At 65.3% G+C, this 24171-nt stretch carries 36 protein-coding genes and 1 tRNA gene; 10 read left to right on the top strand and 27 right to left on the bottom strand.

The window, feature by feature from the left end; all coding sequences use genetic code 11:
* Positions 1 to 10: 10 nt before the first annotated feature.
* Positions 11 to 148 (bottom strand): hypothetical protein, encoded by a 138-nt coding sequence (locus tag ACFVWG_RS24165; protein ID WP_391545647.1) that lies wholly within the window; start codon positions 146 to 148, stop codon positions 11 to 13.
* Positions 149 to 472: 324 nt separating this feature from the next.
* Here ACFVWG_RS24165 and ACFVWG_RS24160 point away from each other — a divergent pair.
* Together ACFVWG_RS24160 and ACFVWG_RS24155 are read left to right on the top strand one after the other, a co-directional pair.
* Positions 473 to 546: transfer RNA gene (locus tag ACFVWG_RS24160), tRNA-Ile, on the top strand.
* A gap of 70 nt (positions 547 to 616) precedes the next feature.
* Entirely contained in the window at positions 617 to 1753 is a 1137-nt protein-coding gene (locus ACFVWG_RS24155; protein WP_391545646.1) for a hypothetical protein, read from the top strand.
* 101 nt (positions 1754 to 1854) lie between these two features.
* Here the strand turns inward: ACFVWG_RS24155 and ACFVWG_RS24150 are convergent, their stop codons facing one another.
* Positions 1855 to 2760 carry a MerR family transcriptional regulator gene (locus ACFVWG_RS24150; RefSeq protein WP_391545645.1) on the bottom strand — a complete coding sequence of 302 codons (906 nt, stop codon included), beginning with the start codon at positions 2758 to 2760 and terminating at the stop codon, positions 1855 to 1857.
* A 113-nt stretch (positions 2761 to 2873) separates the two neighbouring features.
* Between ACFVWG_RS24150 and ACFVWG_RS24145 the strand changes: the two genes are divergently transcribed.
* Complete coding sequence (locus ACFVWG_RS24145) at positions 2874 to 3206, top strand: hypothetical protein (RefSeq protein WP_391545644.1); 333 nt, start codon at positions 2874 to 2876, stop codon at positions 3204 to 3206.
* Positions 3207 to 3478: 272 nt separating this feature from the next.
* Here the strand turns inward: ACFVWG_RS24145 and ACFVWG_RS24140 are convergent, their stop codons facing one another.
* Positions 3479 to 3682, bottom strand: coding sequence for a hypothetical protein (locus ACFVWG_RS24140; RefSeq protein WP_391545643.1), 204 nt, complete (start codon positions 3680 to 3682; stop codon positions 3479 to 3481).
* Positions 3679 to 4323 (bottom strand): hypothetical protein, encoded by a 645-nt coding sequence (locus ACFVWG_RS24135; RefSeq protein WP_391545642.1) that lies wholly within the window; start codon positions 4321 to 4323, stop codon positions 3679 to 3681. The genes ACFVWG_RS24140 and ACFVWG_RS24135 overlap by 4 nt, the downstream gene beginning before the upstream one ends.
* A 223-nt stretch (positions 4324 to 4546) precedes the next feature.
* Between ACFVWG_RS24135 and ACFVWG_RS24130 the strand changes: the two genes are divergently transcribed.
* Positions 4547 to 5440, top strand: coding sequence for a phosphotransferase enzyme family protein (locus ACFVWG_RS24130; RefSeq protein WP_391545641.1), 894 nt, complete (start codon positions 4547 to 4549; stop codon positions 5438 to 5440).
* On the opposite strand, the gene ACFVWG_RS24125 is transcribed toward ACFVWG_RS24130, so the two are convergent.
* Positions 5437 to 6822, bottom strand: a complete 1386-nt coding sequence (locus ACFVWG_RS24125) for a hypothetical protein (protein WP_391545640.1) — start codon at positions 6820 to 6822, stop codon at positions 5437 to 5439. The two genes, ACFVWG_RS24130 and ACFVWG_RS24125, sit on opposite strands and share 4 nt — an antisense overlap.
* A gap of 496 nt (positions 6823 to 7318) precedes the next feature.
* Between ACFVWG_RS24125 and ACFVWG_RS24120 the strand changes: the two genes are divergently transcribed.
* The 5 genes from ACFVWG_RS24120 (at position 7319) to ACFVWG_RS24100 (ending at position 9956) form a co-directional block, all read left to right on the top strand.
* Positions 7319 to 7615 carry a hypothetical protein gene (locus ACFVWG_RS24120; RefSeq protein WP_391545639.1) on the top strand — a complete coding sequence of 99 codons (297 nt, stop codon included), beginning with the start codon at positions 7319 to 7321 and terminating at the stop codon, positions 7613 to 7615.
* 3 nt (positions 7616 to 7618) lie between these two features.
* Complete coding sequence (locus ACFVWG_RS24115; RefSeq protein ID WP_391545638.1) at positions 7619 to 8116, top strand: Imm1 family immunity protein; 498 nt, start codon at positions 7619 to 7621, stop codon at positions 8114 to 8116.
* 270 nt (positions 8117 to 8386) lie between these two features.
* Positions 8387 to 8647 (top strand): hypothetical protein, encoded by a 261-nt coding sequence (locus ACFVWG_RS24110; protein ID WP_391545637.1) that lies wholly within the window; start codon positions 8387 to 8389, stop codon positions 8645 to 8647.
* Between the two features lie 5 nt (positions 8648 to 8652).
* Entirely contained in the window at positions 8653 to 9564 is a 912-nt protein-coding gene (locus ACFVWG_RS24105; protein ID WP_391545732.1) for a DddA-like double-stranded DNA deaminase toxin, read from the top strand.
* On the top strand, positions 9561 to 9956 hold the full coding sequence (locus ACFVWG_RS24100) for an Imm1 family immunity protein (protein WP_391545636.1): 396 nt from the start codon (positions 9561 to 9563) through the stop codon (positions 9954 to 9956). Before ACFVWG_RS24105 ends, ACFVWG_RS24100 begins: the two co-directional genes overlap by 4 nt.
* A gap of 43 nt (positions 9957 to 9999) precedes the next feature.
* Here ACFVWG_RS24100 and ACFVWG_RS24095 read toward each other — a convergent pair whose 3' ends face one another.
* The 5 genes from ACFVWG_RS24095 to ACFVWG_RS24075 form a co-directional block, all read right to left on the bottom strand.
* Positions 10000 to 10278, bottom strand: a complete 279-nt coding sequence (locus tag ACFVWG_RS24095) for a hypothetical protein (RefSeq protein ID WP_391545635.1) — start codon at positions 10276 to 10278, stop codon at positions 10000 to 10002.
* A 139-nt stretch (positions 10279 to 10417) separates the two neighbouring features.
* The gene (locus ACFVWG_RS24090; RefSeq protein ID WP_391545634.1) at positions 10418 to 10558 is read right to left on the bottom strand and encodes a hypothetical protein; all 141 of its coding nucleotides are present in this window, start codon (positions 10556 to 10558) and stop codon (positions 10418 to 10420) included.
* 198 nt (positions 10559 to 10756) lie between these two features.
* Positions 10757 to 11686 carry a hypothetical protein gene (locus tag ACFVWG_RS24085; RefSeq protein WP_391545633.1) on the bottom strand — a complete coding sequence of 310 codons (930 nt, stop codon included), beginning with the start codon at positions 11684 to 11686 and terminating at the stop codon, positions 10757 to 10759.
* Positions 11687 to 11909: 223 nt separating this feature from the next.
* On the bottom strand, positions 11910 to 12059 hold the full coding sequence (locus ACFVWG_RS24080) for a hypothetical protein (RefSeq protein ID WP_391545632.1): 150 nt from the start codon (positions 12057 to 12059) through the stop codon (positions 11910 to 11912).
* On the bottom strand, positions 12059 to 12310 hold the full coding sequence (locus ACFVWG_RS24075) for a hypothetical protein (protein WP_391545631.1): 252 nt from the start codon (positions 12308 to 12310) through the stop codon (positions 12059 to 12061). Before ACFVWG_RS24075 ends, ACFVWG_RS24080 begins: the two co-directional genes overlap by 1 nt.
* 146 nt (positions 12311 to 12456) lie before the next feature.
* Between ACFVWG_RS24075 and ACFVWG_RS24070 the strand changes: the two genes are divergently transcribed.
* Complete coding sequence (locus ACFVWG_RS24070; protein ID WP_391545630.1) at positions 12457 to 13128, top strand: RICIN domain-containing protein; 672 nt, start codon at positions 12457 to 12459, stop codon at positions 13126 to 13128.
* A 72-nt stretch (positions 13129 to 13200) separates the two neighbouring features.
* Here the strand turns inward: ACFVWG_RS24070 and ACFVWG_RS24065 are convergent, their stop codons facing one another.
* From ACFVWG_RS24065 to ACFVWG_RS23985, 17 genes are all read right to left on the bottom strand, one after another.
* On the bottom strand, positions 13201 to 13407 hold the full coding sequence (locus ACFVWG_RS24065) for a hypothetical protein (protein WP_391545629.1): 207 nt from the start codon (positions 13405 to 13407) through the stop codon (positions 13201 to 13203).
* Between the two features lie 7 nt (positions 13408 to 13414).
* The gene (locus tag ACFVWG_RS24060) at positions 13415 to 14128 is read right to left on the bottom strand and encodes a M15 family metallopeptidase (RefSeq protein WP_391545628.1); all 714 of its coding nucleotides are present in this window, start codon (positions 14126 to 14128) and stop codon (positions 13415 to 13417) included.
* A gap of 87 nt (positions 14129 to 14215) precedes the next feature.
* Positions 14216 to 14446 carry a hypothetical protein gene (locus tag ACFVWG_RS24055; RefSeq protein WP_391545627.1) on the bottom strand — a complete coding sequence of 77 codons (231 nt, stop codon included), beginning with the start codon at positions 14444 to 14446 and terminating at the stop codon, positions 14216 to 14218.
* Between the two features lie 2 nt (positions 14447 to 14448).
* The gene (locus ACFVWG_RS24050) at positions 14449 to 15546 is read right to left on the bottom strand and encodes a DUF5047 domain-containing protein (protein WP_391545626.1); all 1098 of its coding nucleotides are present in this window, start codon (positions 15544 to 15546) and stop codon (positions 14449 to 14451) included.
* Position 15547: 1 nt separating this feature from the next.
* Positions 15548 to 16327, bottom strand: a complete 780-nt coding sequence (locus ACFVWG_RS24045; RefSeq protein WP_391545625.1) for a hypothetical protein — start codon at positions 16325 to 16327, stop codon at positions 15548 to 15550.
* The gene (locus ACFVWG_RS24040; protein WP_391545624.1) at positions 16327 to 18909 is read right to left on the bottom strand and encodes a phage tail tape measure protein; all 2583 of its coding nucleotides are present in this window, start codon (positions 18907 to 18909) and stop codon (positions 16327 to 16329) included. Before ACFVWG_RS24040 ends, ACFVWG_RS24045 begins: the two co-directional genes overlap by 1 nt.
* The gene (locus tag ACFVWG_RS24035) at positions 18910 to 19275 is read right to left on the bottom strand and encodes a hypothetical protein (RefSeq protein WP_391545623.1); all 366 of its coding nucleotides are present in this window, start codon (positions 19273 to 19275) and stop codon (positions 18910 to 18912) included.
* A 32-nt stretch (positions 19276 to 19307) separates the two neighbouring features.
* Positions 19308 to 19646 (bottom strand): hypothetical protein, encoded by a 339-nt coding sequence (locus ACFVWG_RS24030; protein ID WP_391545622.1) that lies wholly within the window; start codon positions 19644 to 19646, stop codon positions 19308 to 19310.
* 11 nt (positions 19647 to 19657) lie between these two features.
* The gene (locus ACFVWG_RS24025; RefSeq protein ID WP_391545621.1) at positions 19658 to 20218 is read right to left on the bottom strand and encodes a hypothetical protein; all 561 of its coding nucleotides are present in this window, start codon (positions 20216 to 20218) and stop codon (positions 19658 to 19660) included.
* A gap of 26 nt (positions 20219 to 20244) precedes the next feature.
* Positions 20245 to 20637 (bottom strand): hypothetical protein, encoded by a 393-nt coding sequence (locus ACFVWG_RS24020; protein WP_391545620.1) that lies wholly within the window; start codon positions 20635 to 20637, stop codon positions 20245 to 20247.
* Positions 20637 to 20930, bottom strand: a complete 294-nt coding sequence (locus ACFVWG_RS24015) for a hypothetical protein (protein ID WP_391545619.1) — start codon at positions 20928 to 20930, stop codon at positions 20637 to 20639. The genes ACFVWG_RS24020 and ACFVWG_RS24015 overlap by 1 nt, the downstream gene beginning before the upstream one ends.
* A gap of 2 nt (positions 20931 to 20932) precedes the next feature.
* Positions 20933 to 21154, bottom strand: a complete 222-nt coding sequence (locus tag ACFVWG_RS24010; RefSeq protein WP_391545618.1) for a hypothetical protein — start codon at positions 21152 to 21154, stop codon at positions 20933 to 20935.
* Positions 21151 to 21480, bottom strand: a complete 330-nt coding sequence (locus ACFVWG_RS24005) for a hypothetical protein (RefSeq protein ID WP_391545617.1) — start codon at positions 21478 to 21480, stop codon at positions 21151 to 21153. Before ACFVWG_RS24005 ends, ACFVWG_RS24010 begins: the two co-directional genes overlap by 4 nt.
* The gene (locus tag ACFVWG_RS24000; protein ID WP_391545616.1) at positions 21480 to 21962 is read right to left on the bottom strand and encodes a hypothetical protein; all 483 of its coding nucleotides are present in this window, start codon (positions 21960 to 21962) and stop codon (positions 21480 to 21482) included. Before ACFVWG_RS24000 ends, ACFVWG_RS24005 begins: the two co-directional genes overlap by 1 nt.
* A gap of 3 nt (positions 21963 to 21965) precedes the next feature.
* Positions 21966 to 22124 carry a hypothetical protein gene (locus ACFVWG_RS23995; RefSeq protein ID WP_391545615.1) on the bottom strand — a complete coding sequence of 53 codons (159 nt, stop codon included), beginning with the start codon at positions 22122 to 22124 and terminating at the stop codon, positions 21966 to 21968.
* Between the two features lie 68 nt (positions 22125 to 22192).
* A complete protein-coding gene (locus ACFVWG_RS23990; protein ID WP_391545614.1) occupies positions 22193 to 23419 on the bottom strand; it encodes a phage major capsid protein in 1227 nt (408 codons plus the stop codon).
* Entirely contained in the window at positions 23419 to 24168 is a 750-nt protein-coding gene (locus tag ACFVWG_RS23985) for an HK97 family phage prohead protease (protein ID WP_391545613.1), read from the bottom strand. The genes ACFVWG_RS23990 and ACFVWG_RS23985 overlap by 1 nt, the downstream gene beginning before the upstream one ends.
* Positions 24169 to 24171: the final 3 nt, after the last annotated feature.

Genomic DNA, 24171 nt, shown 5'->3' with positions numbered 1-24171 from the left:
GCCGCCGCCGCTACTTCTGCTTGCGCTTGTCGATCGCCCGCTGAATCCGCTGCTGCGGCTGTCCGGTCAGCTTGGCGATCAGCGGCACCCGGTACTTGTACGCCGCCACCGCCCCGACCACGAGCACCAGGAAAATGAACCAGCCCATCGCCGTTCCCTTCGTCGGGTCCGCCTTCTCCGGACCTGACCTCCATCATGCCCGCTCCACCCCAGCAACCACTCCGTCAAACCCCTGACCCACCCCTGGTTTCCCCCACCCCACCCCCACACCCGGTACGATCACCCGGCACGGGGCGGTAGCTCAGCCGGTCAGAGCAGAGGACTCATAAACCCACGCTACGACCAGACGGAAACCACCCCTGACCTGCCCAAACACCCACGGCAGGTCGGCAACTAGACCCAAAAGTAGCCCCTATCCCACGCGCACCCGGGCACCGGACAGGGGCTAGGATCACCGAGGCAACACCCTTCGGGGGCGGTAGCTCAGCTGGTTAGAGCTAGCGACTCATAATCGCTTGGTCACGGGTTCGAGTCCCGTCCGCCCTACCTGAAGTCACCCGTACAGCATTGCGAGCGACGGACAGATCTGTCCGTCGACAGTGGCAGACTTTCCGACGTGACGCCGCCAAGCCCAGACTACGAGTTGACCTGGCCACCGGATCTGTTCCGGGTAGAGCTAACCAAGCTGATCAACGCCCCGAAGACCCCCGAATGGGACGAGCGCGTTGAGCTGCTTCTCGAAGACGCTTTCTCAACCAGCGTCCCAGGCGAGGACTTCAAGGCGCTTCCACCCACGCCAAACCCTTTTGCTGGTGGACCGGACTCATGGGACCGCCCGAAGCCCACGGCCACGCCCTCCAGCCGTCAGAAGTTTCTCGTGAGCCTGCTGCGCCGCGCAGACAGTCTGCCTCTCCCGAGGCAACGAGTACCTTACTGGTCCGAACGCCAGACAGGCGCGTCCGTGAACTCATTGAGCAGTACCGCGACTGCCAGAGAGTTCAAACGGATCGTGCGCAACCTCTTGGAGCGCGGATACTTCGAGAAGGCGTTTGAGAAGGACTGCGTCGACGATCCATCAGATACCGAACCTGCCGGCGTAATCGAAGAGATGACGGGCCGCGCCGACCTCTGGGTGATGGACCCGACTGAGCTTGCCGAGGATCGCAACGCCTTCTGTGACCTGATCGAAGTACTGCACGACCTCGTCGCCCGACCGCAGTTCAGGACTTTCCACTCCTACTCCGGCTGCGGCTGGCACCACAAGGACTTTTCTCGTGATAGCGGGCAGACCCTCTACCGCTGGAGGGTCAACAACCTGCTCGATCGCAGTCAAATGGGTCTTCGGTTAGCAGAGAGCGGCGAGGACATCGGACGTCTCGTTGAGATCACCGACGAAGCACGGGGCGATCTGATTTCCAGCATGACCGAGAAGCCTGTAGGCCCAGTCTCCGATCAGGTTCGCCACGCCATCGCACTTTTCAGGTCCCGTGGAGCTACCGAGGAGGCGAAGAGGTCCGCTGCCATCACTCTGGCGCTTGTGCTTGAGGAGCGCCGAAAGCTGCTCAAGGAGAACTTGCTCAGCAAGGACGAAGGCGCGCTCTTCCACATCGCCAACGGTTTCGCCATCCGGCACCAAAACGCGGCGCAGCAGCCTGACTACGATCCAGTCTTCCGCGACTGGACCTTCTGGTTGTTCTTGGCGACTATCGAACTCACCGATCGGCTGATCGAGCGAGGCGGGGGAAGCTCGTAATCGCTGTGGCGTGGGGCGGCTCTCCCCCTCATTTCCACACTTGCAACACCGAATCTACGGGCGGACTGACGGTCGACCTAAAAGGCGCACCCGGGGACGTCCTACGAGCCCGCCGTCGGCTGCGCAGGGAGCTCCCTGAGAGCGGCTTCGACTTCGTCAACCAGACGGCCCAATGCAATACCGAAGGCGGCTTTGCCTGTGGCCACTAAGTCGCGAGTCTCGTCCGCAGATATTGAGAAGTAGATGGCCTCACCATCACCCATGATCGTACAAGCCGCGATCTCGTCGAGCTTCTGCTCGCGCAGGTGGGCAATCGCAAACCGAACCTGAGAAAGCGGGAAGCCGGCATCGAGTAGGCGCTTCGTCACCTTGAGCAGGACGACGTCCTTGAAGGTATAGAGGCGTTGCTTCGGGTCATTCAATGCCTGAGCGCTCGGCAGGACCACGCCCGTGCGGTACCAATAGTCGAGCTGTTTGTATGTGATTGCGACCGCCGCGCAAGCAGCCGGGCCACGGTAGCCGACGCGGTTCGCCTCGATTGCATCGAGGCTCGCTCCTTCATCGAACAGCATGCCTCTCGCCGACGCCCAGCCTCCGTGTACTTCACGTTCATCCCGAAGCCGTTCCAGGAGGGCGTCGGGCGATGCTTCTCCGGCCTCGATGGCGGCCTCGACTTCACCGATCGCGGTGTCGAGCCCCTTGGCCACTCCGCCTTCACGGCCCGCCTCGAAGGCGCGATCACGCTCGTAAGTGGCGTCGAGCTTCGCCCCAGCTACCTCGAACTTGAGCGGTACACGCTCCATCAGAGCCAAGGCCAGCAGCAAACCCCCAAAAACGATCATCGTCGCCGCACCGGCCCCATCGTGTCCCGTGAAGGTCGCGGTGATTCCTGAGGCGGTTAAGAGGATTCCGAGGACCCAACACGCACCGACCTTCGACTTGCTGAGCTTGGACGAAGTCACCAATCGCTGAGCGATGTCGGTGTCATTCGGGTCGTTGGTCGTCACGCAGCGACACTACCGGTCAGGCCGCTCCGTGGACAGCCGCCGCAACGCCTACTACAGCAGGCGACTTGCCAGGAAGCGAACCTCCGTTCGATACTCATCTTGTGGACCGGTTCATGGCACAGCGCACGGACGGCGGCGGGTACGGCGTCGTCGGCCTGACGGCCGACTGGTGCTCACCGGCCGATCTGGATGAGGCGAGAGCGACAGAGCTTGCCGCGGAACTGAATGCTCGTGGAGCCGGCATCGACGCGGTGCGCTGGGTCGGCCCCACACCTGTCCGCGGGGCCACTTGGAGGCCAGCGGGCAAGGTCGATGTGTGGATTCGCCACCAGTTTTCGTACGGCGATCGAGAGTGGCTCGGGCGAGTCACCGATGAGTCAGGCCGGGTTGAGTGGGTCCGCGCGTCTGAGCTGCGGCTGGACGATCGCCACGTGGCGGAGGGTTAGGCGGGCAGGGGTGACCTTGCAGACGGTGAGTGGCACCCCGGAGTCGGTCATGGAACTCTCGATCACGTGACGGGTGCTGCTCGGCCTGTTGGCCTCGCCCCTGCCGTAGTCCTAAGCCTGGCAGAAATGACCACTTCACCGCAGAAGTTATCCACAGGTCCATCTGCCCTCTGCGGAGGCACGCAGGAGGGCCCCTCTCCGCAGAGAGGGGCCCTTGGGGTGGGTGTTGGGTTGGACCTGCCGGTTGGCGCCTCCGACAGTCCCTTTAGCGGCTAGCTATCAATTCCCATGCACTTCGGTTCATCCGGGTGGCCCAGGACTACCCGAAGCGTCCGGTTTCGAGCCTGCTCCAAGACGACGCTGAACCACGCCTGGGGGTCTTCAGGGTCGGCCTCTTGGATCTGCTGCAACCTGAGCAGCTTTTTCTCGGACCTCTCAAGCATGTCCCTGGCGCGCGCCACCTCGACGGGGATCATGAGACGTCCTTCCAGCGGACGTCCTCGCAGGCCAGCCGCATCCCATCAACTGTCACCGTGTCGCCCACCGACAGTGAAAAGTGCCCGCCTTCGACACCCCGGTAGCCGGTGGCCTGTACAGCGGCCAGGATCTTCGCGGCGTCCGGGTGCCCCTCCAGGTCTGGCGCGTTGGTAGCGAGGAACACCAGATCTGCAACCTTGTACGGCGGCAGATCCGGTGGCAGGTCCACCTCGATCGAGACCGCGTGCTGCGCCGCCCCGGCGCGCCAGCCGTCCATGTAGCTGACATAGCCGTTCTCTCGGTCGCTCAATGTCCAGCCGATCTCCACGACCTTGGGCTCAGCTGCAATCCAGACGCGGTACGGGTCACTGCCGTCCTGCTCAGCAATGTCTACGAGTAACTGCTTGTAGTGCTCGTCGCACAAGGCCAGCTTGGAGGGTTGGAATTCATCGCCGGTCTTCCCCGCTGCACGTAGGTGCGCGTTGCGAGAATCGTCGAGCACCGGCCAACGGGTTGCCGGTTCCCCGCACGCGATCTCAACCGAACTGTCGTTGACGTCCGGTACGACGTACTCGTACTCGCAGTCCCCAGGGGCCGTTTCAACGACAGGCGGGCCGCCTTCGATGATCTTGTTGTTCATGAGGTTCGCTCCTCTGTATTGGCCGGGCACCGCGCCCCGCCAGCGCTCGACGATAGGCAGCCGATGCACCTCCGTCTACGCGCGATGACTAGGCTTTCAGGTCCGACCGCGTACGAGCCGATCTTGACGGGTGGGCAGCCCGTCGCCGGGTAGGGCGCCGTTCCGCGTAGGATCAGCAAGCGCACGACTATTCGAACTCGTCCGCCTGCGCGAAGGGGTATATGTGCCTCGGACCGATGAGCCACTCGATGTGCAAGAGGCCCTCGCAGCTTTGACAGTCGCTGCCGGGGAAGTCGACCTTGATGCGACGGGCGCTGAGTTGATCCGCATTGGATCCAACGCCGTGTTTCGCTTCAAAAGCGTCCGGGTCATCGGTCGCGTGGCACGCAGTCTCAGACAGTTCGAGTCCGCGTCACGGGAGCTTGAGGTCTCTTGGTGGCTTGAGGCTCAAGGGATTCCGGCAATCCGTGGGCTCCACGTAGACCAGCCAGTCATCGCCCAAGACCGGGTGGTGACGTTCTGGCACTCTGAGGCCGACGAAGCTGATTACGGGTCAACCGCCGAGCTGGCACAGTTGTTGCGCCAGCTCCACGGCCAGGTCGCACCCTTCGAGCTGCCCGCACACGATCCAGTCGGTACAGGTCATCAGCGCCTCGCAGCAATCAACTCTGTATCGACTCCCGATCTTGACTTTCTGCGATCGCGTCTCGGAGAGCTGGCCAATAGCTATAAAGAACTTCGATTCGATCTTCCGACCGGGATCATTCACGGTGACGCGAACGTCGGAAACGTCATCCGAGACCGGCGAGGTATGGCGGTCCTCGCGGATCTCGACTCAGTCTCGGTTGGTCCGCGGGAGTGGGACCTCATCCTCACGGCGCTGTACTACGAGCGATTCGGTTGGCACACGGATTCCGAGTACAGGGCATTCGCCGAGGGGTACGGCTTTGATGTGATGACCTGGAGTGGGTATGAGGTCATGCGTGACCTGCGAGAACTGCTGATGGTTGCGTGGCTCGCGGAGAGCATCACGGGCGAGCGTGGTCGCATCGAGATTGCTAAGCGCATACAGACGTTGCGTACTGATGGCAGTCGGAGGGACTGGCAGCCGTTCTAATACAGGCCAGCAGCTTCCCACAGAGGATTGCCCTCTAAAGACTCATCGAGTTCGCGCACCGCAGCGGGGTTGCCGTGCGGTGCCAACTCGCGGCGGAAGTCCGCAACATAGCGAACGCATCTTGCCGATTTGAGTTGAGCGCCCGAGGTAATAGCCTCGGCCGCAGCGGCGCATGCAGCTTCGAGGTCCATGCCCCGTGTTCCGCGCGTCCCGATCTGACTTGCAGCGCCAACCATTTTCACGAAGAAGTCGCTCCGCGGAGACGTCCCTGAGATCGCCCGTGCGGAGTACGTCAAGGCGTCGCTATCGCGTCCGAGATCCCGGAAGCAATGACTGAACTCAGCACTCAGCTCGGCGTCGTCGAAATAGCTGATCCAGTCCGGTTCGACGCCGGGCTGCCGTTTCTCGTAGACCCGAACGGCCGAGTTGAGAGCCTTACCAGCTCCACTTGCGTCGCCACTGACGGCAAGAGCCCGGGCCTCCATCGCGTGGAAATGGGCGATGAGACCTGGCGTGGCGATGCCTCGGGTTCCGGACCGCGCGGCTCTCGCGAGGTTCACGGCATCGCCGCCTCTGCCGAGATATGTGGCCTGATGACTCATGGCGTCAAGAATGCTCCCACCGAGCAGTTGATCATCCGCGAAATCAGCGAGTTTTAGTGCCTGGATGAAATACCGCTGGGCTAGTCCGTGGACACCGGCGTCGTAGGACATCCAGGCAGCAAGCAAGGTTCCCTCTGCGGCCGCCCTGAACAGCTCAGGACGGACGCTGTCGCTGAACCGCCCGTGCAGCATTGCGTTTAAGTCCGTCTGCAAGTACTGGATCAGGGCACGCCGCGCGCGGCCACCACCGAACGAATCGTCCAAGCTCGCAAACGCGTCAACCGTCGCCCGAACAGACGCAACGTCACCCACTCCGACCATTTGGCCGGCACCTGGGGAGGGTTCGTGGCGAGTGTCGCCGCTCTCATCTCTGAGTAACCAGCGAAGCGTCGAGTCCGACCATGCGCCAGGATCAGGCGCTGCATCGACAATGATTTGTGCATCCCTTAGGTCGGCGTCCCAGAGTGAGGTCAGATCACCGAATCGCGTGGCCGCTGGCGAGTCGTAATCGAGCCCCAGGCGCCGATCGACCGGTTCAGGGGCCGAGAGACCGATATCACTCAGCGTGAGCGTCCGCCCTATCGCCTGCGAGAGAACTTCAGCGATCAATCTCGCGGTCGCGTCACGCGGACTCGTTTCAGCGAGCCAGCGGCTAACTGACGTGTGGTCGCACCGGACCGAGCGGCCTCGATAGGTCGCCAACTCCTGCACTCGCCTCGCAAGTGCTTTGTTGGAGAGACCCGCGAGGCGCATCACCTCGGCCAGTCGCTCATTCGGCACGTCTTTCCTCCCCTGTGCGCGGGCGCGTACACACTTGCGCCCCCATTTGCGCCCTCCCACTCCACGTTTTCGGCCTTCAAGCTTCTGGCATGAAGAGTGGCGACGAGCAATCACTACGGTACCGCGAGTTACCGGCGGGCGTGCTTGCGACAGCCACCCACGCGCCGACTACAGGCGCGAACGATACGACCACGGCCCATGATCTGGCGGGCCCGGTGGGGAGTCGTCCTCAGCCTCTCAAGCGCAGCGGATCACCTGCGCGCCCACCGAAACCCGTCTCACTGGTCTGTGGCCGAGCCTTCCCCTCCCCTGTGGAGGGCTCGGCCACAGATCCCCGCAAGCAGGCTGGTGCGGGCCGTGAGAGGCGAGTCCGTCCCGCGCCAGCCTTTCCAACGCAGGGAGCCCCTGGGCTCCCTGGGCAAGACGCTCTAACGATCCAGACGGGGAAGAAATGGGAACACGCGCCGTTGCCGGCTACATCAGAAAAGGGTTCTTGATGACGGCCACCGAAGTCGCAAGGCTTCGTGACGAGATCATCAATTGCGCGACCGCTAACGGCATCGACGTAGACGAGGTGCAGATATTCGAAGAGGAGGTAGATCGGCGATCTGTTGAACTCATCGGGTGCATTGACACGCTACTCGACGCGGACGAGTCGTACCTGATCGTGCCGAGCCTCTTCCACTTCGCCGGATTCAACAATCCACTTGAGGTACGTCGCGACCTGGAGAGCCGAGGCATCACGGTCCTATCCGCTCGGCACGCGGCTCCGCAGCACGAGAGCGAGGGTTGAGTCTTGACCCGCCACCACCTCAACGCCTACCACGAAGACAGCAGTTACGTTCTTCGCGGCAGCCGAGACGTCGCGCTCTTGACGTTGGAGGTCCTTCGGTCCAGCCTTACTCCGCCACTCTCGTCAACGATGTTTGTCCAGCACGGCACACACGACGAACAACAACGGGATTGGGGCCGCGACGGCCTGCTCGTCGGCCTAGATGGAATCCACATGGAAGGATCCATGCGGTACCACTCGCAGGCGCTGGGAACCTCGTTTGCTATCGGCCGCGAGGCTCGGGACCGGCTGGCATACCACTCGCCCGGCCTGCACGAGGAGCGCTTCCCTCAGAACGCGCTCTTGGATCTGGGCGAGATCGTCGAAGCAGTCGAAGAGTTCAGAAGGACGGCACGGCGCCCATCTGGTTTCAGTTGGCTGATCGTGCTGGATCCGCCGTCCAGGCCCGCAGTCGTTAACCCTCACATGTCAAACAGGCAGGGGCATCGCGGCCGTGATTGACCCGCCAGGTTGGTTGGTGCGCGATAGCGCGGGGGCGGCGTCGCTGTCGCCCGATCATCCTGGCGTCGACGGAGCGGTGCGCGGCGTGACCATCCCGCACCTCACCTTGGGGAAGGAGAACCGCGCCCGCTCCGTCGTTTCCAAACCCCAGTCGGTGTTTATGTCGAGGTCCCCCTGTCTCGGACACAACCAGCGGAGAGCCCTCAGTGCATTCGCACGCCCGGGACCTCCAGCCTCAACTTAGATACATCGACCAGTGAGGAGATCAGGATGTCGGATGTGCAGCGGTTGAAGGAGCAGTTGTTTCAGGTCTCGATGGAGGCCAAGCAGGCGGCGGGCGGACTGGCCGGGTTCAAGCTGCGGTTTACCCAGCACAGCCAGCAGGTCGAGAGTCTGATCTCCGGTACCGCGACCGGCGTCGACCGGGACATCTCGGAGATCCTTGATGCAGCCGGCAAAGCCGTCGAGCAGGCTGCGGAGGCTCTGGAGATCGCCTCGGCCGGGTGCAAGAGCTACGCCGACCAGATCTGATCCTGATGCCGTCCGACTTGCAGCGGGTCGCAACAGGGCTGGTTGAGTGCCTGAACGGGGTACCGCAGATCTTGCGCTACCTGGAAGGTTTGGCAGGGCGGTGCCGCGAGAATGCCGCGCTGGCGGCCCAAAGCGGTGCGACAGTTCCCGCCCAGCAACTGGATCACGCGGCCCGCAGATGTGAGGAGGCTGCGCACTACCTGTCTCGGGCCGCACCGATGGGCAGGGCGTGGGCGGCGCGAGCGATCGGCGGCAGCATCGAGGGCGGGCAGCATCCCGGACCAGGTTCTGCGGAACGGAATCCGCTGACCGGAGGAGCCGCGCAGCCGACCGACGACGGGCATCCTGCCGGCCGTGAGGACTCGCGGCCGGGAGTTGGCCGCGGAGGCAACGGGACACGCGCGGACGAGCGTCCGGATAGGGATGATGTCCCTGATGCCTCCGATCCCGCTCGAGGACCGGAGGGAGGAGGCTCACCGCCTGACGGACCTGGTCCGGCTGAGGGTGGGCCGGACGAACCGCCGATTGCGCCGTTCATTGGCCGCTTCTTCGAGCGGTTGCCCGAACGTCCGGATGGACTTGGACCAACATCAGGCTTCTTGACCAACATCGACGGATCCAAACCCATCCGTCTAGTCAGCGGCACTAAGGGACCGGGAGCAGGTGGGCCGGGCCTCGTGGGCAACTACAAGCAGATGAGGGTCGCACGTGAGCACGTCGAGGGTCACGCGGCCGCGCTCATGAGACGCCCGGGAGCCGCGAAGGAGATGACGCTGTACTTGAACAACAAGCCGTGCGCCGGTGCTATGGGCTGCTTCGCTACCCTTCCGGCACAGCTACCGGCGGGGTCCAAGCTGAGCGTGTACTGGCCGGGCGGATCTAAGATCTTTGTGGGAAACGGAAGAGGCGTGGAATGACCGAGTACTTCACTGCGAACTACGGCGATGACAAGGCCCAGCTGGTCTCGCAGTCCGAGCTGTCCAAGCTGATTGGCGAGGTGGAAGCCCTTGCGCGGCCGACGTGGCTGGAGTTGGTATCTCCTGACGAGCAGCTCATCATGCACATTGGCCTCGGCCGACCAGCGTTCAGCACGATCACCTTCTACGACTGGAGAGAAGGTGGGGGGACATTTCACTCCGCCGGGACGGTCGACGCGCCGGACGACACCGAGTTCGACTATGGCGGCGTACCGACCACGATGTCAGGCGCTGGCGGCATCGCCGTCGAAGATGCTCACGCTGCGGCGGCTGAGTTCCTGCGGACTGGCGAGCGGCCCAAGTCGATCCAATGGGTTGAAGCGACAGACTGACCCCGGCGAGCCAGGGCTACGCCGGGGTCAGGTCTTCAGTCGGTCACCCGATTGGTGGCCTGTTACCTCGGTAGATGTCGCCTTCTATGTAGGTGATCTCGGAGCCGTCAGGAGCCCGCATTGCCCAGTAGTAGTGGGCTACACGCCAGATGTGGGTCCAACCGGCGTCGTCCAGCGCGCTCTCTAGGGAGTCGTTTCCGCCTGATCCGGCGAAGAACGCGTCCGCCGAAGAGGGCGGCTGGAAGATCCGAACAACGTCGTCGGCTGACTGCGCCGTGCGCGCCTGCCGTAGCTGCACTGCGATCGCCTCCCAGAATTCCATCAGGATCCCCCTGCCTCGGTGGACCTAGTCGCAACGTCGCACCTTGGACACGTGTCCTTGGGGCCGGGGTGCCAGAAGCCGCCCCGGGTGATGTGGCCGAGGGCGGGCACGCCGGGCATGATGCTGAAGCCTCGGATCATCAGTCGTCCTCGCTCCAGCGTTCACCGGCGTACGACGGGTCGAAGTCGGCGGGGGCGGTCTCCGGGTAGCGCGCGTGTAGCCGGTCTTCGGTGGCCAGCCGGCGCGTTCCAGTGCTTGGTGCACCGCGGAAAGGAGTCACCGGTGCCAGACAGCGGCATGCGGTAGCTGACCAGCCCTTCACATCCTTGCTGGTCGCCGCTCTCCAGGCAGATCGGTTCTTCAGGACTCGTGTCCTGGGGTTCGTCATTCATGGGGTTCGCTCCTCTGTGGGTGCTGCGGAGTTGCAGCGTTCCGGCCAGGGACCCCGTGACCCCCTGGCCGAAGCGCCGCCTCCCCGTCACACCTTCGCGACGGGTGCCTTCGTGGACTTCAGCGCGGACCACTTGGCGGCGATGCCCGGCTTGCCGGGGTTGGTCTTGCGGTCGGTGTAGCCGTCCATCCAGGCCGGGGAAGCTTCGCCGGACTTAGCCTTCTTGTCGCCGGTGTTGTAGGTGGCGTTGTCCCATCCGCTGTTGTACTGCTTGCGGTAGTTCTCGATGCCGTTCTCGTCGATCCAGTCCTGCCGCTTGCGGTTGACGGCTTGGTCCGGGACGGTGCGGCGGGTCGCGGTCGGCTCCTTGGCGGTCTCCTTCTTCGCCGGAGCAGCCTTCTTGGTCTTGGTGCCGGACTTGGCGGCCCAGAACCACACGTCCTTGCCGCCCATGCGCTCCGCGTTGTACTTGCGCAGGTGCGGTTCGGCCTTCGGCTTGGCCTTGTCCTTGCCGTAGTAGTCGAAGTTTTCCCCGTCGACCAGTCCGTGTACCTCTGCGGTACCCCAGACCGGCCCTGCCTCGGTCTCCGCGTTCTGGCCGGTCTTGGCGTAGCCGCTGTTCTGCAGGATCGCGTCCGCCGCTTCGGCGGCGTTCTGGACGGTTTCGCTGTTGGTGATGACCTTGCCCGCGAGCACCTTCGGGACCTCGCGGTTCAGGCCGGGAATGTTCGCGAGGCTCGCCGGGTCGGTGCTGTCAGCAACCAGTTGCAGTCGAGCTGCTGTCGGCTTCTGATTCTCCAGCTTGCGAGCCACGGCGTGCAGTGAGGCGTAGTGGCCGCCCTTGCGGCCGCCTTTCTCGGCTTCCTTCTCCTGGGCCTGGCGGACCCGGCTCGCTGCCTCGTCTGCGGTGCCCTCGAAGGTGGCGGTTGTCTTGCTGACGGTGACCTTCAGGAACTCGGCATGGGCTTCGATCGCCTTGACGTTCAGTGCGGTGAGACCGGTGACCTTGGTGTTCATGTGGTTCGCTCCTCTTGTTCGGCGTGACCCCCTCGGTCCCGCTCGAAATCGACGATAGGCAAGGGGTCTTGCTCCGTCTACCGGCGTTCGCTTCCGGATGGCGGCCGCCCACCACGATCGTGGTGGAGTGTTACCCGCGTTACGTTTTTCGTTGTGGACAACGAGAAATGAGCGGTCCCCAGACTCAAGTCTGGGGACCGCTCACACCTTTGACGGTTGCCGTTCAGTCGCTGCGTTCGACCACCTGTCGTAGCTGTTCGATGTAGCTGTCCAGCTTGCCTACCGCGCCGAGCAAGTCCTCCCGCAGTTTTTGGCTGCTGTCGAGAAGGTCTTTGACCTCGGCAACGTCTGGCTCGCCGGTGTGGTGGGCCATCAGAACTCCTTCCGTCGCTGCTCATGCAGGGCTTCGGAGATTGCCCGGGTGGCGTCGTGCAGGATCGGGAGCATCTTCTCTTGGATGAGCTCGTTCAACCTCTGAACCTCCTGCTCCATCCGGTCGGCTCGGTCGCGCTCACGCTCGTAGGCTTCGGTGGTCCGCTGGAACAGCACGCGGATGATGAGCCCGGCGAAGACGACCATGACCCCGAGTGCGCCGTACTGCGCCAGGATCGGGGTCGTGTCCATCGCGCTCCTCATTGGAATTTCTCCCCTCCTCCGGACGGCAGCCTTGCCTCGCGAGAGAACGGGATTTTCGGCAATGGCCGGAAGCTGCCATCACGCCGTCACGCCGAGCCGGGCTAACTACGCTTGCTTGAGCCAGATTCGAATTCATGAGGACTGTGAGGGAGTTGTTCATGCGACGATCGTTGACAAAGGTTGTTGGAATAACTGTTCTAGCTATGACGGGAATGTTTGTTGCGCCGGCGACCAGTTCCGCGAGCCCCTCTTCGACGAGGCCGAATCCGACCGTCGACTCCATGGCATACGCTCCGAATCCGATAGCAATCCCCAAGAATCTGAAGTTACTTTCCAGGGAGCCTGGTGCCCCGGAACCGGGGAAAGACCTTGCCTTCGAGAGCGCTGACTCCCGGCGATGCATGGACGCTGACATCCATACGATCGGAGATGGACAAATAGCTCAGCTCTGGGACTGCAACAACAGTCAGCAGCAAGTGTGGCGCGCCACATACTACAACGACACTGACATTCAGATCTCCAGCGGCCTGGGTAGCAACAGGTGTCTGGATGCCGACCTGAACGCGATCAATACAAACGGCGCCAGAGTGCAGCTTTGGAAATGCAATGGATCATTGCAGCAGAGGTGGCGAGTGTACGTAGTCAGTACGGACGACCGGGCGATCGTACTGCAGAACCTGGCCGCCAATAGGTTCGCGGTCTTGGATGCCGATCTGCACACAATGGATCGCAACGGCACGAAGCTGCAACTCTGGGACCACAACGGCGACCTCCAGCAGATCTTTTACAGCAACCGGTACAAGTGATCAGAGCTTGGCTTAGATGAACCGCGGCCCCGGGCTCACTGCACTAAGCGAGGCCCCGGGGCCGTGTTCGCCTCACTCCGTTTCTGCCCGCACTTCTGGCTCGGTGGCGTTTCCGACCGGCGTGACCTGGCTGCGGGTGATTAACGCGAGGACTGCGGCGGTGATCGCGAGGATCGCGCCGGTCTGCTCGGTCGAGAGCCCGAAGCCAAAGCTGATGGCTAGGGCGATGGCTGCTTGTACGACGCCCATGATCAGGGCGGGTTCACGCTTCCAGATCATGGGCGGCTCACTTCGGTGCCTGGGCCTTGAGCACGGCCGCGATGTCCTGGAGTGCCTTGGTCTGCGCGTTGGCGGCGTTGAGCATGGCCGCTTCCCACTGCTTGTCCTGCTTGCGCCACACGCCATAGGTGCCCTTGTCGCTGAACAGGCGGCTGTTGTACTCCTCGTACTCAGCAAGCTTCATGTCGTCGTCCTCCTCTGGATCGTTGGGGGGCGTGGGCTTCAGCAACTTCTTCGCACGTGCCAGATCGGCCGACACGTCGGCTGGTCGGCGGATGTACTCGAAGTGCATGGCGTCGGGCCGGTTCAGATACCGGCCGCCCCAGTAGAAGCCGCACGCTTCCCAGGCGTGGACCACGCCCGGGGGAATGTTGGTGATGAGCTTGGAGCCCATCGGGTTGGACAGGGAGTTGATGTCGCACGCCAGGCCCCACGAGTGGTTCGAGGCGGTTCGCGTGCCACGGATGGGGCGGTTCGCGAACCCCCAGCACTCACCGACCTTGAGTGGGTATCCGCGCTGCACGGTGACGTTGAGGAGCGTGGCCACGAGTGGGCCGAGTTCTCGCCGTACGCGGAGCCTGACTCCGCCGCCGGCAACGATGGTCTGCTTGGATTCCTGGGCGTTCGGCCACCCTGGGCCCCAGCCTCGTTCGGCTGCGTTGTTGCGGTCGGCCCCGGCGTGCGGGTTGGGCCCGTAGGCCGAACGCGGGTAGTTGGGCATGGCTTTGCCTCCTGGTGGTCTCGGGCATGCCAAAGCGGGCCGCGCCCTGGCAGAGCTGGGCGAAGCCGACGGATTGGCGAGAGGTGGTTAGGCGGTTCGGCCGAGGATCAGCAGCACTCCGGCGTTGGTTTGCAGGACCAGGACGGTCTGCCCGACGCCGGGCTCAAATCCGGCCAGGTACTGCACGCCGGACACCGATCCACCGGCGAGGTTGATCGTGGCCGAGCTGGCGGTGAAGCCTTCGATCGTTGCCACGCGCAACCGGACGGCGTTGGGGACGGGTTTGACGAGCTCGTAGAGGGCGTCGAGGGATCGCATGGTCACTCCGTCGCTGGCTCGGGGGAACGGGTCTGGAGGCTCATGGCCGTGGACGGGTCGAGGGGCACGGTGAAGCTGTCCAGCAGGTGGGTTTCCGCGGTGCCGTCCGGGAACCGGACCCGGACAACGTCGCCGGACTCCAGCGCGGGGTTGGGGACACAGGACAGGTCGAGCTGGCGGACCAGGCCGGTCACCCGTCCGAGTAGCGCTCGTGCTGCGCTGGCGCATTGGGCAACGGTGGTGAGGAGCGGGCTGACGTAGAAGTACGGCTTCTGGCCGAACGGGCCCAGGTAGTAGGTCGGGGATGCGGGGTTGGTGTCCCAGACGGTCGCGGTGACAGGCGGGGTGTCGCCGTCGCCTTCGCCTGCTGCGACGACTCCGTTGTAGGTGAGTTCGCGGCTGGTCTCCCGGCTGCCGTCGACCATGACGCCGAGCTCACCGGCGTCGATCATCCAGGCCGGTTCGGTGGAGACGGTCGGAGCTGGCGCGATGACTCCGTTGCCGGCCGAATCGAAGTAGACGTCGGCCCCGATCGCCTGGCCGAGTTGCTCGATCGCGTCCCAGCGTTCCCGTTCCCAGAACACGGCCGGGGTCGAGGCGGTTGCCCCGGTGAGGTCGGTGACCGGCACGCCGGGCAGGGCTTCTTGGATGAGGCGGCGGATCTCCTGCACGACGCTGTTGGCGGTGTTGGCTTGGGTGATCGCGGTGAAGCGGGCGTCCTTGACGGTGGCGGCCCGGTCCGCGCCGGTGACCTCGATGGCGTTCTGGGCGACGGCTGCTTGGACGGTCTCGATCCGGAACCGGCCCAGCGGCACCCACTCGGTTTGGCCGTTTGGGTAGCGGATGCCGCGCCGTACGACGAGCTCGGACCCGAAGGGCGCCAGCGTCGCGGCCGGGTCCAGCTTGGGGTCAAGGCTCGGGTCGGCGACCGTGAGGGCGAGGGTGCGCCGGATCTGGGAGCCGCCGTCGACGGTGACCGCTCCCCCGCTGACCGGCAGGTCGGCTTTCAGCAGCGTCGAGCCCCGGTAGGCGTCGACTTGGAGCGTGACGACGTGACTTCGCCGCAGGGCGCTGAGGAACGCCGCGGTGACGGGGTACACGTCAGCTCACGCCTTCGAGGACGCCGGTCCAGGTGCCTTCGGTGGCCAGGAGCTGGGACCAGCTGGCGTACGCGCCGTACACGTCGGACCAGGAGTTGCCGAGGGCGAGCGCGGTACCGATCGGACGGTCGACGACCGTGAACGGCAGCACGAACTGCCGGTCCTGGGTCGCGCCCAGCCCGGTCAGGCGTCGTTCGGTGACCTCACCGACCGCGATGTACACCGACCCGAGCCCGTAGCCGCCCGGGGCGGCCAGGAACAGCGGTCCGCCGTCGTCCAGCAGCCCCACGAGCGCCACGCGTTCGGTGTCGGTGCGGGTGTTGAGGACGAGTTCGCCGCGTTCGCTGTTGCGGCGCATGGTGACCGCGACCGGACGGGACCGGCCCAGCACCTCGAACACTCCTTGGGCGACAGGCCGGGTCAGGTCCGGTGGCCCGGCCACCTCGACCACGGTGTTCAGGAACGGGCGGCCGGGATGCTTCAGCCAGGTCCGCCCGGCCGAGTCCATCTCGTAGGTCTCGGACGTGACCACGACCCCGGGCCGGTCGGTGGACGTGGCCTGGTAGTAGAAGGACAGGTCGAGCGGTGCTTCGTAGTCGTCACCGATCCACGCTCCAGCCACGAGCGTGGCGGGATCGGCACCGCGGACTGGAATCACGGTGCCGTCCGCGTTGACCCGCTCGACGGTGGCCGTTGCGGGTACGGGGTCGCTGGTCCACGACAGCGAGACGCTGACGCGGGTGGTGGCTGGGAAGAGGTTCGCGGTCAGTGTGTCGGCCACTAGATCCTCCGTCCGCCAGCGAGCTGGCGAACTTGCGCGCTCTGGGCCTGGTCGACCTGGACTCGCACAATGTCGGTCAGCTCCGTCGTACCGATGAACACGCGCACGGTGGGCACAGCAGCGGTTGCTGCGGCTGCGGTGCGCTCCAGCAGCCCGCGCAGCATCGAGTCAGGCAGGACGGTCTCTGGCTCACGCCCCTCACCGATCACGGCGAGAGTGCCCGCTGTGGCCCGGCCACCGCTGGCCAGGCGCGGGATGTCGGGCGGGTTGATGTTGATCGACGCGCCAGCGGGCAACTTGATGGTGAATTGCAGCGCGGCGTTGATCCGGCCGATCGCGGAGTTCAGCAACTGCCGTACCGCCGACCAGACGTTGCCCGCGATGTCCGACACAAGACCTTTGGCCCCGCGCATCCCGGCCACGAAACTGGAGATCAGGCTCCGGCCGGCAGAAGCGAACCCACGCGCGTGGCCCGCGATCTTGCCGGGGATCGAGGCGATCGCAGATGTCACCACCGAGGCAGCCGAACCGATGTTGGACCGGATGCCAGCAACCGCGGAATCGGCCAGCCGTTTCCCTGCCGAGGCCATGTTCCTGGCCTGGGCAACGATCCGCGCCGGGATACCTGCGAAGTACTTCACGACGGCCGCGATCCCGTTGTTCGCGGTGGTCTTGGCCGAGTTGATCACCGAGGACACCAGCGTCCTGGCCTGGTTCCAGATCCGGGTCCAGGTCTGGCCGACCGAGCCGACCCACTTGATGACGCCCTTCGCGAAGGTGACCACGGCTGCGCCCGTGCGGTAGAGCCCGACGCCGAAATCGACGGTTGCCTTGATGACCTTCGCGACCGTGGCGATCGTGGTGATCAGGTTCTTGACCAGGACGCTGATCAGCCAGCCCGCGAACCGGATCGCTACCGGCAGCACGCGCCCGGCGATCGCAGCCGCGAATTCGAGGATCTTGCCGATCACCAGGACGACCACGCCGGTCACCTTCTGGACGACCGGCTGGTACTGCGCGAACTTGGCGGTCAGTAGCTGGACCGCTGGCAAGACCCGCGATTGGATCACGCCGTAGAAGGCGTCAAGGACCGGGCGGAGCTGCTTGCCGATCGCGGCGTAGATCTTGACGACGGCCGGGACCAGCGAGCCACCCACGAACCGTGCCAGCGACGCCAGGATCGGCAGCAGCGTCGACCGCACGATCTGAGCGACCTGGGCGTAGATCGGGCCGAGCTTCCCGGCGAAATACTGAACCAGGGACTGCACGGCCGGCAAGAGCCGGTTCGTCACGGTCGACGCCAGCGGAGCAAGGGCGGACGCCGCTCCAGAGCCCAGCCGCGACAGCACCGGGCTCAAGCGGCCGATCAGTTCGCCGAGCTTCCCGAACAGGGGCATCACGCCACGGATCGCGGGGATGACGCCCTTGGCCAGGACCGTCACCAAGCCTTGCTGGAGCTGGCGAACGAAGGACTTCACGACAGCGGTCGGGGTGTTGTTGAATGCCGCGTTCGCCTTGTCCGCTGCACCAGCGACCTCGCCGAGACCGGCAGCGGCCTTGGACGGATCGAGCGCGTACAGGCTCTTGCCGAGGTCTTCTGCCTGGGTGCCGAACAGGGCTACGGCGGCCTGGCTCTGCTTGACGGGGTCCTTGATGGCGCGGAGCCGGTCCAGGACCAGCTGGAGCCCTGCGGAGGCAGGCTTGCCGCCCTTGGCGATCTGCGCGGACATCTGGGCCGCGTCGAGCCCGAGCTGTTTGAAGCCGGCAGCGGTGGTCGTTGAGCCGTCGATGGCCCGGATGCTGAATTCCTTCAGCGCGTCCGCGACAACGTCGGCGTCTCGAGCGCCGTTCTGCAACCCTTGGGATAGCAGGCCGGTCGCGGTCGCCCCGTCCAGGCCGAGCTTCTGGAACTGGACCGAATATTCGTTGAGGGTGTCCAGGAAGTCCTGGCTCTTGTCGGCTCCGGTCTGGAAGCCACGGGTGATGATGTCGAGTGCCGCGTCAGCACTGGGCGCGAGACCGGTACGCATCAGCTGCGAGACCGCGCGGGTCACCCCGCCCATGTCCTGGTCGAAGATGTTGGCAGTCGAGACGACCTTGCCCGAGATGCGCGTCAGGGTGTCTTCGGAGGCACCGCGCATCCCGTCGACGTTGCTGATCACCGAGGCGATGCCTTCGTTGATCTGGTCAATTCCGGTGCCGTAGCCAGCTCCGAACAGCTTCCCGGCCGACTTGCCGACGGTCGCGGACTGCTTCTCGGTGAGACCCAGCTGGGCGGACAGCTTCGCGTTCAGCGCGTCAGCGCTGAGGGCATCGGTCATGCCCTTGACCAGGACGGCACCGATCGCGAGACCGGCCCCGCCGATCAGCGCCTTACCGGCACCGAGGCGGCCCAGCAGACCCTTGCGCGTGCCGTCACCGGCTGCCGTACCGGCTTCGTCGCCGATTCCCTGGCCGAGCTGGGCTCCGAGGTTCTTGCCGGCCTTTCCGATGTCGCCCGCCAGCTCGGACTGCATCTTGGCGGCGAAGCCACGAGCGGTGGGGATCAGCGAGACGTAGGCGGAGCCAACTTCGATGCTCATCTACGCCTCCTCGAAGTTGATGAATCCGCCGAGTTGGTGAGGCGAGACGACCGGCGCAGACACCGGGACGTGAGTGGGTTGCGGCAGCACCGATTCCGGTGCGGGGCGGCGGTCTCCCTTGGACTGGTGGGCCATTTCCCACTGCCACCGGTACTGCGACAGCTCGTCGACCAGCCGCCCGAGCAGGGCGTCGTTGAGCGTCCAGCCCGCGAGCGGCCCGCCGTCGATGCCCGCCAGTGCGGCGGCGGTGGCGCTGTCGGCCGGGAGATGTTCCAGCAGGACGCGCAGCCTCCGCAGGCTGAGCTGCCCGGTCCACACCCCGGTCAGGGCAACGCCGTAGTGACGCTGCAGGTCCGCTTCGATCACGTCTCCGTGGATGCGAAGCGTGGCCAGCAGCGCTAGCGGTTTCCCGAACCAGCTGCCTCACCGGCAGCGTCGAAGAACTTCTCCAGGTGCTCGACCTTGCGGCCCTTGATGAGCCGGGCGGCCTGGTCCTTGCCGAGCAGGAACCGCAGCGCGGCAATGATTTGCTCGTCTTCCAGCGCGGCCAGGAACTCCAGGCTCGTGGCGTCGGACGGGATCAGCGTCCAGTCCTCGCCGTCCCATTCGAAGGTGAGTGGCCGGTTCCGGGCCTCTTGCTGCTGCCGGTTCGCGACCGCAGCCGCAGGCTTGTGGTCCTGCGGCCGGGTGACCACGGGCACGTCTTGGAACTCGCTGTACTGCGTCTCGTCAGTCATCGGCGGGGCCCTCAGACGGCAGCGAACGCTGCGTCGGTGGTCAGCCAGGACGCGAGCACGTTGCCGGTGTCGGGCGGCACCGCCGCCAGCGTGACCGGAAACGACTGCGCCTCACGGGCAAGGGTCACGTCTCCGGTGTCCGTCACTTCGACCTTCGCGGCCACGAGACGGCTCACGATCGCTGCGTCTTTCCATTCCAGGACCATCGCGAACTGCTGGCCGTTCGGGTCGATCGGCACATCGGCACGGAAGCCGGTGCCGCCGTCGCTGGCGAAGTCGCCGGAGTTCAGCCAGAGCTTGAGAATGTCCTTGTTGGATTGGAGGAACGTGCACGCGACGCTGAATTCCTGGCCGGTGATGATGTTGCGTACCGGGGTAGCCGACTGCCACGCCGGGACTCCGTTGCGGTCCACCGACTTGGACAGCACCACGCCGTCATCGGTGGTGTAGCCGTAGCCGGAGAAGGCTGCGTTCAGTGGGCCGTTCGCGGCGGTGGGCAGCGCAGTACCGACCGGGGCAAGGAACAGCTCACCGGTTCCGGCGACCCGCACCTGCCCAGATACGAGGCTCATGGGGTTTCTCCTTGGAGGGTTGGGGATTAGGCGGGCCGGACGATCAGCTCGACCGTGAAAAGGCAGATCGCCTTGGTCTCGTCGGCTGGATCGGGCATCTGGCGGGGGCCGAGGACGGTCGCGGCGTAGAGCACGACTGCGTCTCCGGCGGGGTCGTTGTTTGCTGCGCGCAACCAGGCCCAGAGCTGGTTCGCGAGGTGCATGCGGGTCTTGTCGGTGTCGTGCCAGACCAAGACGTCGAGCACGGGCCGGTCATGGTTCGGGGTGGTGTCGATGCCGCCGACGCGGCGGACCCGGACGAAGCGGGGACCTGCTCCGCGGACGCCGATCTGAATGGTCGGGTCGTAGCCGGCAAGAAGCGGGGCCAGGAAGTTCACCGCTGCGGCTTCGGCGTCGGCGTACGGTGCGACCGGCCGCATCAATGCCTCGCGGCGTCGAGGGCCCCGCCGAGCAGGCGGTGTTTTGCTTCGATCGCGAGGGCGGCCGGGTGGTCGGCTTCGACGATCGCCCTGGCACGGGTGGGGGTCGGGTCGGCGCGGGTCTCGATCGGCAACGGGATCTTGCCGGGGTCGCCGTCGACCATTGGGGCGCGGCTGCGGGCGGCTGCCGCGACGGCTTCGGCTTTGCGGTTCAGCATCTGCTGCACCGCCTCGGACTTCAGCAGCTCCCCCACGCCCGCCCGGTTCAGTTCAATGCGGATGGACGGGGCCACGGTCAGTCGCCGCCGTAGGTCGCGATGAGTTCGGCGCGGGTCGCGGCCTCGGCGGTGGCGGCATCAGCACCGTGGCCGATCGCGTAGGCGATCCAGGCGGCCTTGCTGGCGGTCTTGCCCGGCAGGGATGGCACCGGCTGGTGTTCGGTGGCGCCGATCAGCTCGGCGTGCTCGTCGCTCAGCAGCAGGGGCCGGGAGTGGCCGGGGACGTCGTACAGCTTCATGCGTCGGTGCTCCTTCGCAAGTTGATGACGACGTGGCTTAAGCGCCCGAAGTGCCAGCGCTGCGGGGCACCGTCCACGTCGTAGGTGTCGCCGTTCCACAGCACGCGGTCTGTCGCTTGCACGTCTGTTCCGCCAGGGGCCCAGACCGACCAGCGCGTCTGGGAGCTGTCCTGGTCGACCGTGTAGGCCGGTGCGGGGATGGGCTGAACGGAACAACCGGCCACGGTCGTGGCGGTGGGGTTGGCCCAGTCGGGTTGTGTGGTGTTGCCGTACTCGGCGGGCTTGGTGCCGGGCCGGACAACGGTGATGGTGTGCGGCCCGAGCATCAGGGCCTCGGGGGTAGCCGGTACCGGTCGAGCACCATCCGGTCCAGCGTCGTCAGCGATCCCGAGGCCGGGAGTCCGTCTTCACCGGACGCGTAGGCGACCGCGCCGACCTGGCTGTACAGCGACGAGCCGTCCACGGCGCGGGCGGCCAGCCGCTCAATGACTGCGGTCACGTCGAGCGGCATCTCCGCATATCCGTGCGTCAGGGTGACCGTGACGCCGCGCAGCGCCTCGGTCCAGGCCCTGCCGGTAAGGCGCACGACTCCGGCCGCCGACCAGGCGAACCCAGCAGGGTCCAGCTGTGTGGCGTTGTCGGTGACGGAGGCAACCGAGCTGACCCGCAGCGACGGCAGCACCAGCAGCGCCCCGCCTGGGCCGTCAAGGGTGAGGGTCTCGGTCTTGGCCGGGGCGATGTGCCACCCGCAGTAGGCCCGGACGTCTGCTTCGGCCCGCGCGGTCGCCTCAGCCGGGGTCAGCGGCACGGGTCAGCTCGCGGTCTTGTTCGCCGGAGACGGCGCGCGCTTGGTTGCGGGCTTGTCGGCCTTCACAGCCAGCTCGCCGTACCGGGTGGCGTCTTCGTCCGACAGGAGCATCGTGTGCTCGATGCCGTTGATGGTCACGGTGTACTCGGTCAGATCAGGCATGACTCGGCTCCTTCAGAAGTGGGGATGAAGGGGCCCGGGGCAACAGGTCGGCCCCGGGCCCGGAGGCGTTACGGGGTGAAGGTGACCTTCACGACCGCAGACGGGACGCGGACGGCCAGCGCGATGCGCTCCTCGATCCGGGTCGTGATGATGTTGGTGGTGAACTTGCCCTGGTCGGAGTTCGTGGACTCGACCCGGACACCGCCCTTGCGGTAGACGGTCGCGGCCTGCTGGAACGCACCGACCACGGCAGTGCCGGCTGCGACGGCGCTCGACACGACGGTGCGCAGGCCCCACAGCGGAGGCTGCTGGAGGATGCCGCCGTTGGCGTACTGACCGGTGAAGTAGCCACCGCCGAAGTACTGCTGGTTCGCGTCCCGCGACAGCCGCAGCCGCTGGTAGTCCACGGGGTTGATGACGATGCCGTCAGCGGACAGGCCGGTGGCGGTCTGGACCTTGGTCATGGCGCGGAACAGCGAGTCGGCGTCGTCGCCGCCTCCGGCCGCGCTGACCTGGGTCTGGATGCCGGAGCGGTTGAGCAGCCCGAGAACGTTGGTCCCGGTGCCGGTCCCGTTGAGGAGCTGCGCCTCTTCGAACATCGACAGCAGGTAGAGGCCACGGTTGTTGATCTCGGAGACGAAGAAGTCGAGATCGTCGGTCATCTCGTCCGACATGTCCCACCACGCCGCGATCTTCTTCAGCGTGTCGACCCGGCTGGTCGGGTCGGTGAAGTGCATCTGCGGCTTCTGGCCGGTCTCGCCGACGGTGGCGAACCCGCCTTCGACAGCGCCTTCGATGAAGTAGCTGATCGCGTTGCCGCTGATGGTTCCCGACCCGAGCAGGTCGGCCACGACCGGTCCCGGCCGGTACGGGCGCACGACGGTGCGGTCGTACTCGGTGAGCAGCGGCACCCACGCCGCGCCGGTCGAGATCTGCGGGTCGGTCGCGGCCTTGCCCGGCACGAACTCCGGGGTCGAGACGCTGAACCCGCTGTTGGACTTGAGCCGGGCCATGAGGTCGGGGTTGACGTGCTTGGCGAAGTGCTCGCCGAGGCTCTTGGCGGTGGTGGCTTCCACGACGGGCTTGCGCTCGCCTTCGGTCGCGCCGAGCTGCATGACGGAGTCCACGAGGGCCTTGCCCTTGATCTGCACATCGAGCTCGGTGACCTTGGCCTTGTGGCCTTCGATGGTCTTGAGTTCGTCACCGGTGAGTTCCCGGTTCTCGGTCTTGGCCGCCTCGATGAGGTCACGGGCAGCCTTGATGGTCGCGGCGCGCTGCTCCTTCAGGGCAGTCATCACAGGTTCCTTTCAAGTTCGATCAGGTCGAATTCGGCTGCCAGGGTCGTGACGGACGTAGCGCGGCTGGGCTCCTTGGCCGTGGCCTCTGAGGGCTCCTGGGCCGTGGCCGGACCGGCGTCGCTGGTCTTCGCCTGACTGGTGGTGTCGCTGTTCTCGGCGAGCTGCGCGAGGACACCTCGAATGAGGTCTGCCGCTTGGCGCAGGTCGCCTTCGTTCTTGGCGGACAGCACGCGGCCCGCCTTGGCTCCGGTCTCGTCGTTGCTTTTGGCAACCAAGGTCCGGGTGTTCTGGTTCATCCCGATCAGCGTCGGGCCGACCTCGTAGAGCCTCAGCTCACTCAAGGCGGTCTCGCCGGGGCCGTCGGTGTCTTCCTTGGCTCCGCCTTCGGGGACGTCGTAGGCGAACGAGTACTGGCGGACCCGGCCGCCCTTGATGAGGCGAAACGCCTTGCGGGCCTTCTCGTCGTCCATGTCGATCTGGGCTTTCACCCACAGCCCGTCGTCGGTCTCCTTGGCCTCCATCACCTCACCGAGGTAGGCGTCGAGATCGTCGTGAAGGTGGGACCAGATGAACGGGATCGTGGTACCGCTGTCGGCCCACTCCTGAAGGGATTTCGCGAACGCGCCGGGCAGGATCCGGTCACCGGAGCTGTCCACGTCGTAGGTGGCAACCAGTGCCTCAACGATTCCGTCGTCGGTGGCGTTCGCGGCCTTGGCGCGGGCAGGCAGGGTCTTGAGTTCAGGCATGGC

Origin of the sequence: Kribbella sp. NPDC058245 (assembly GCF_042882005.1) — a bacterium.
Taxonomy (GTDB): Bacteria; Actinomycetota; Actinomycetes; order Propionibacteriales; family Kribbellaceae; genus Kribbella.
This window is presented reverse-complemented; position numbering and strand designations above follow the sequence as displayed.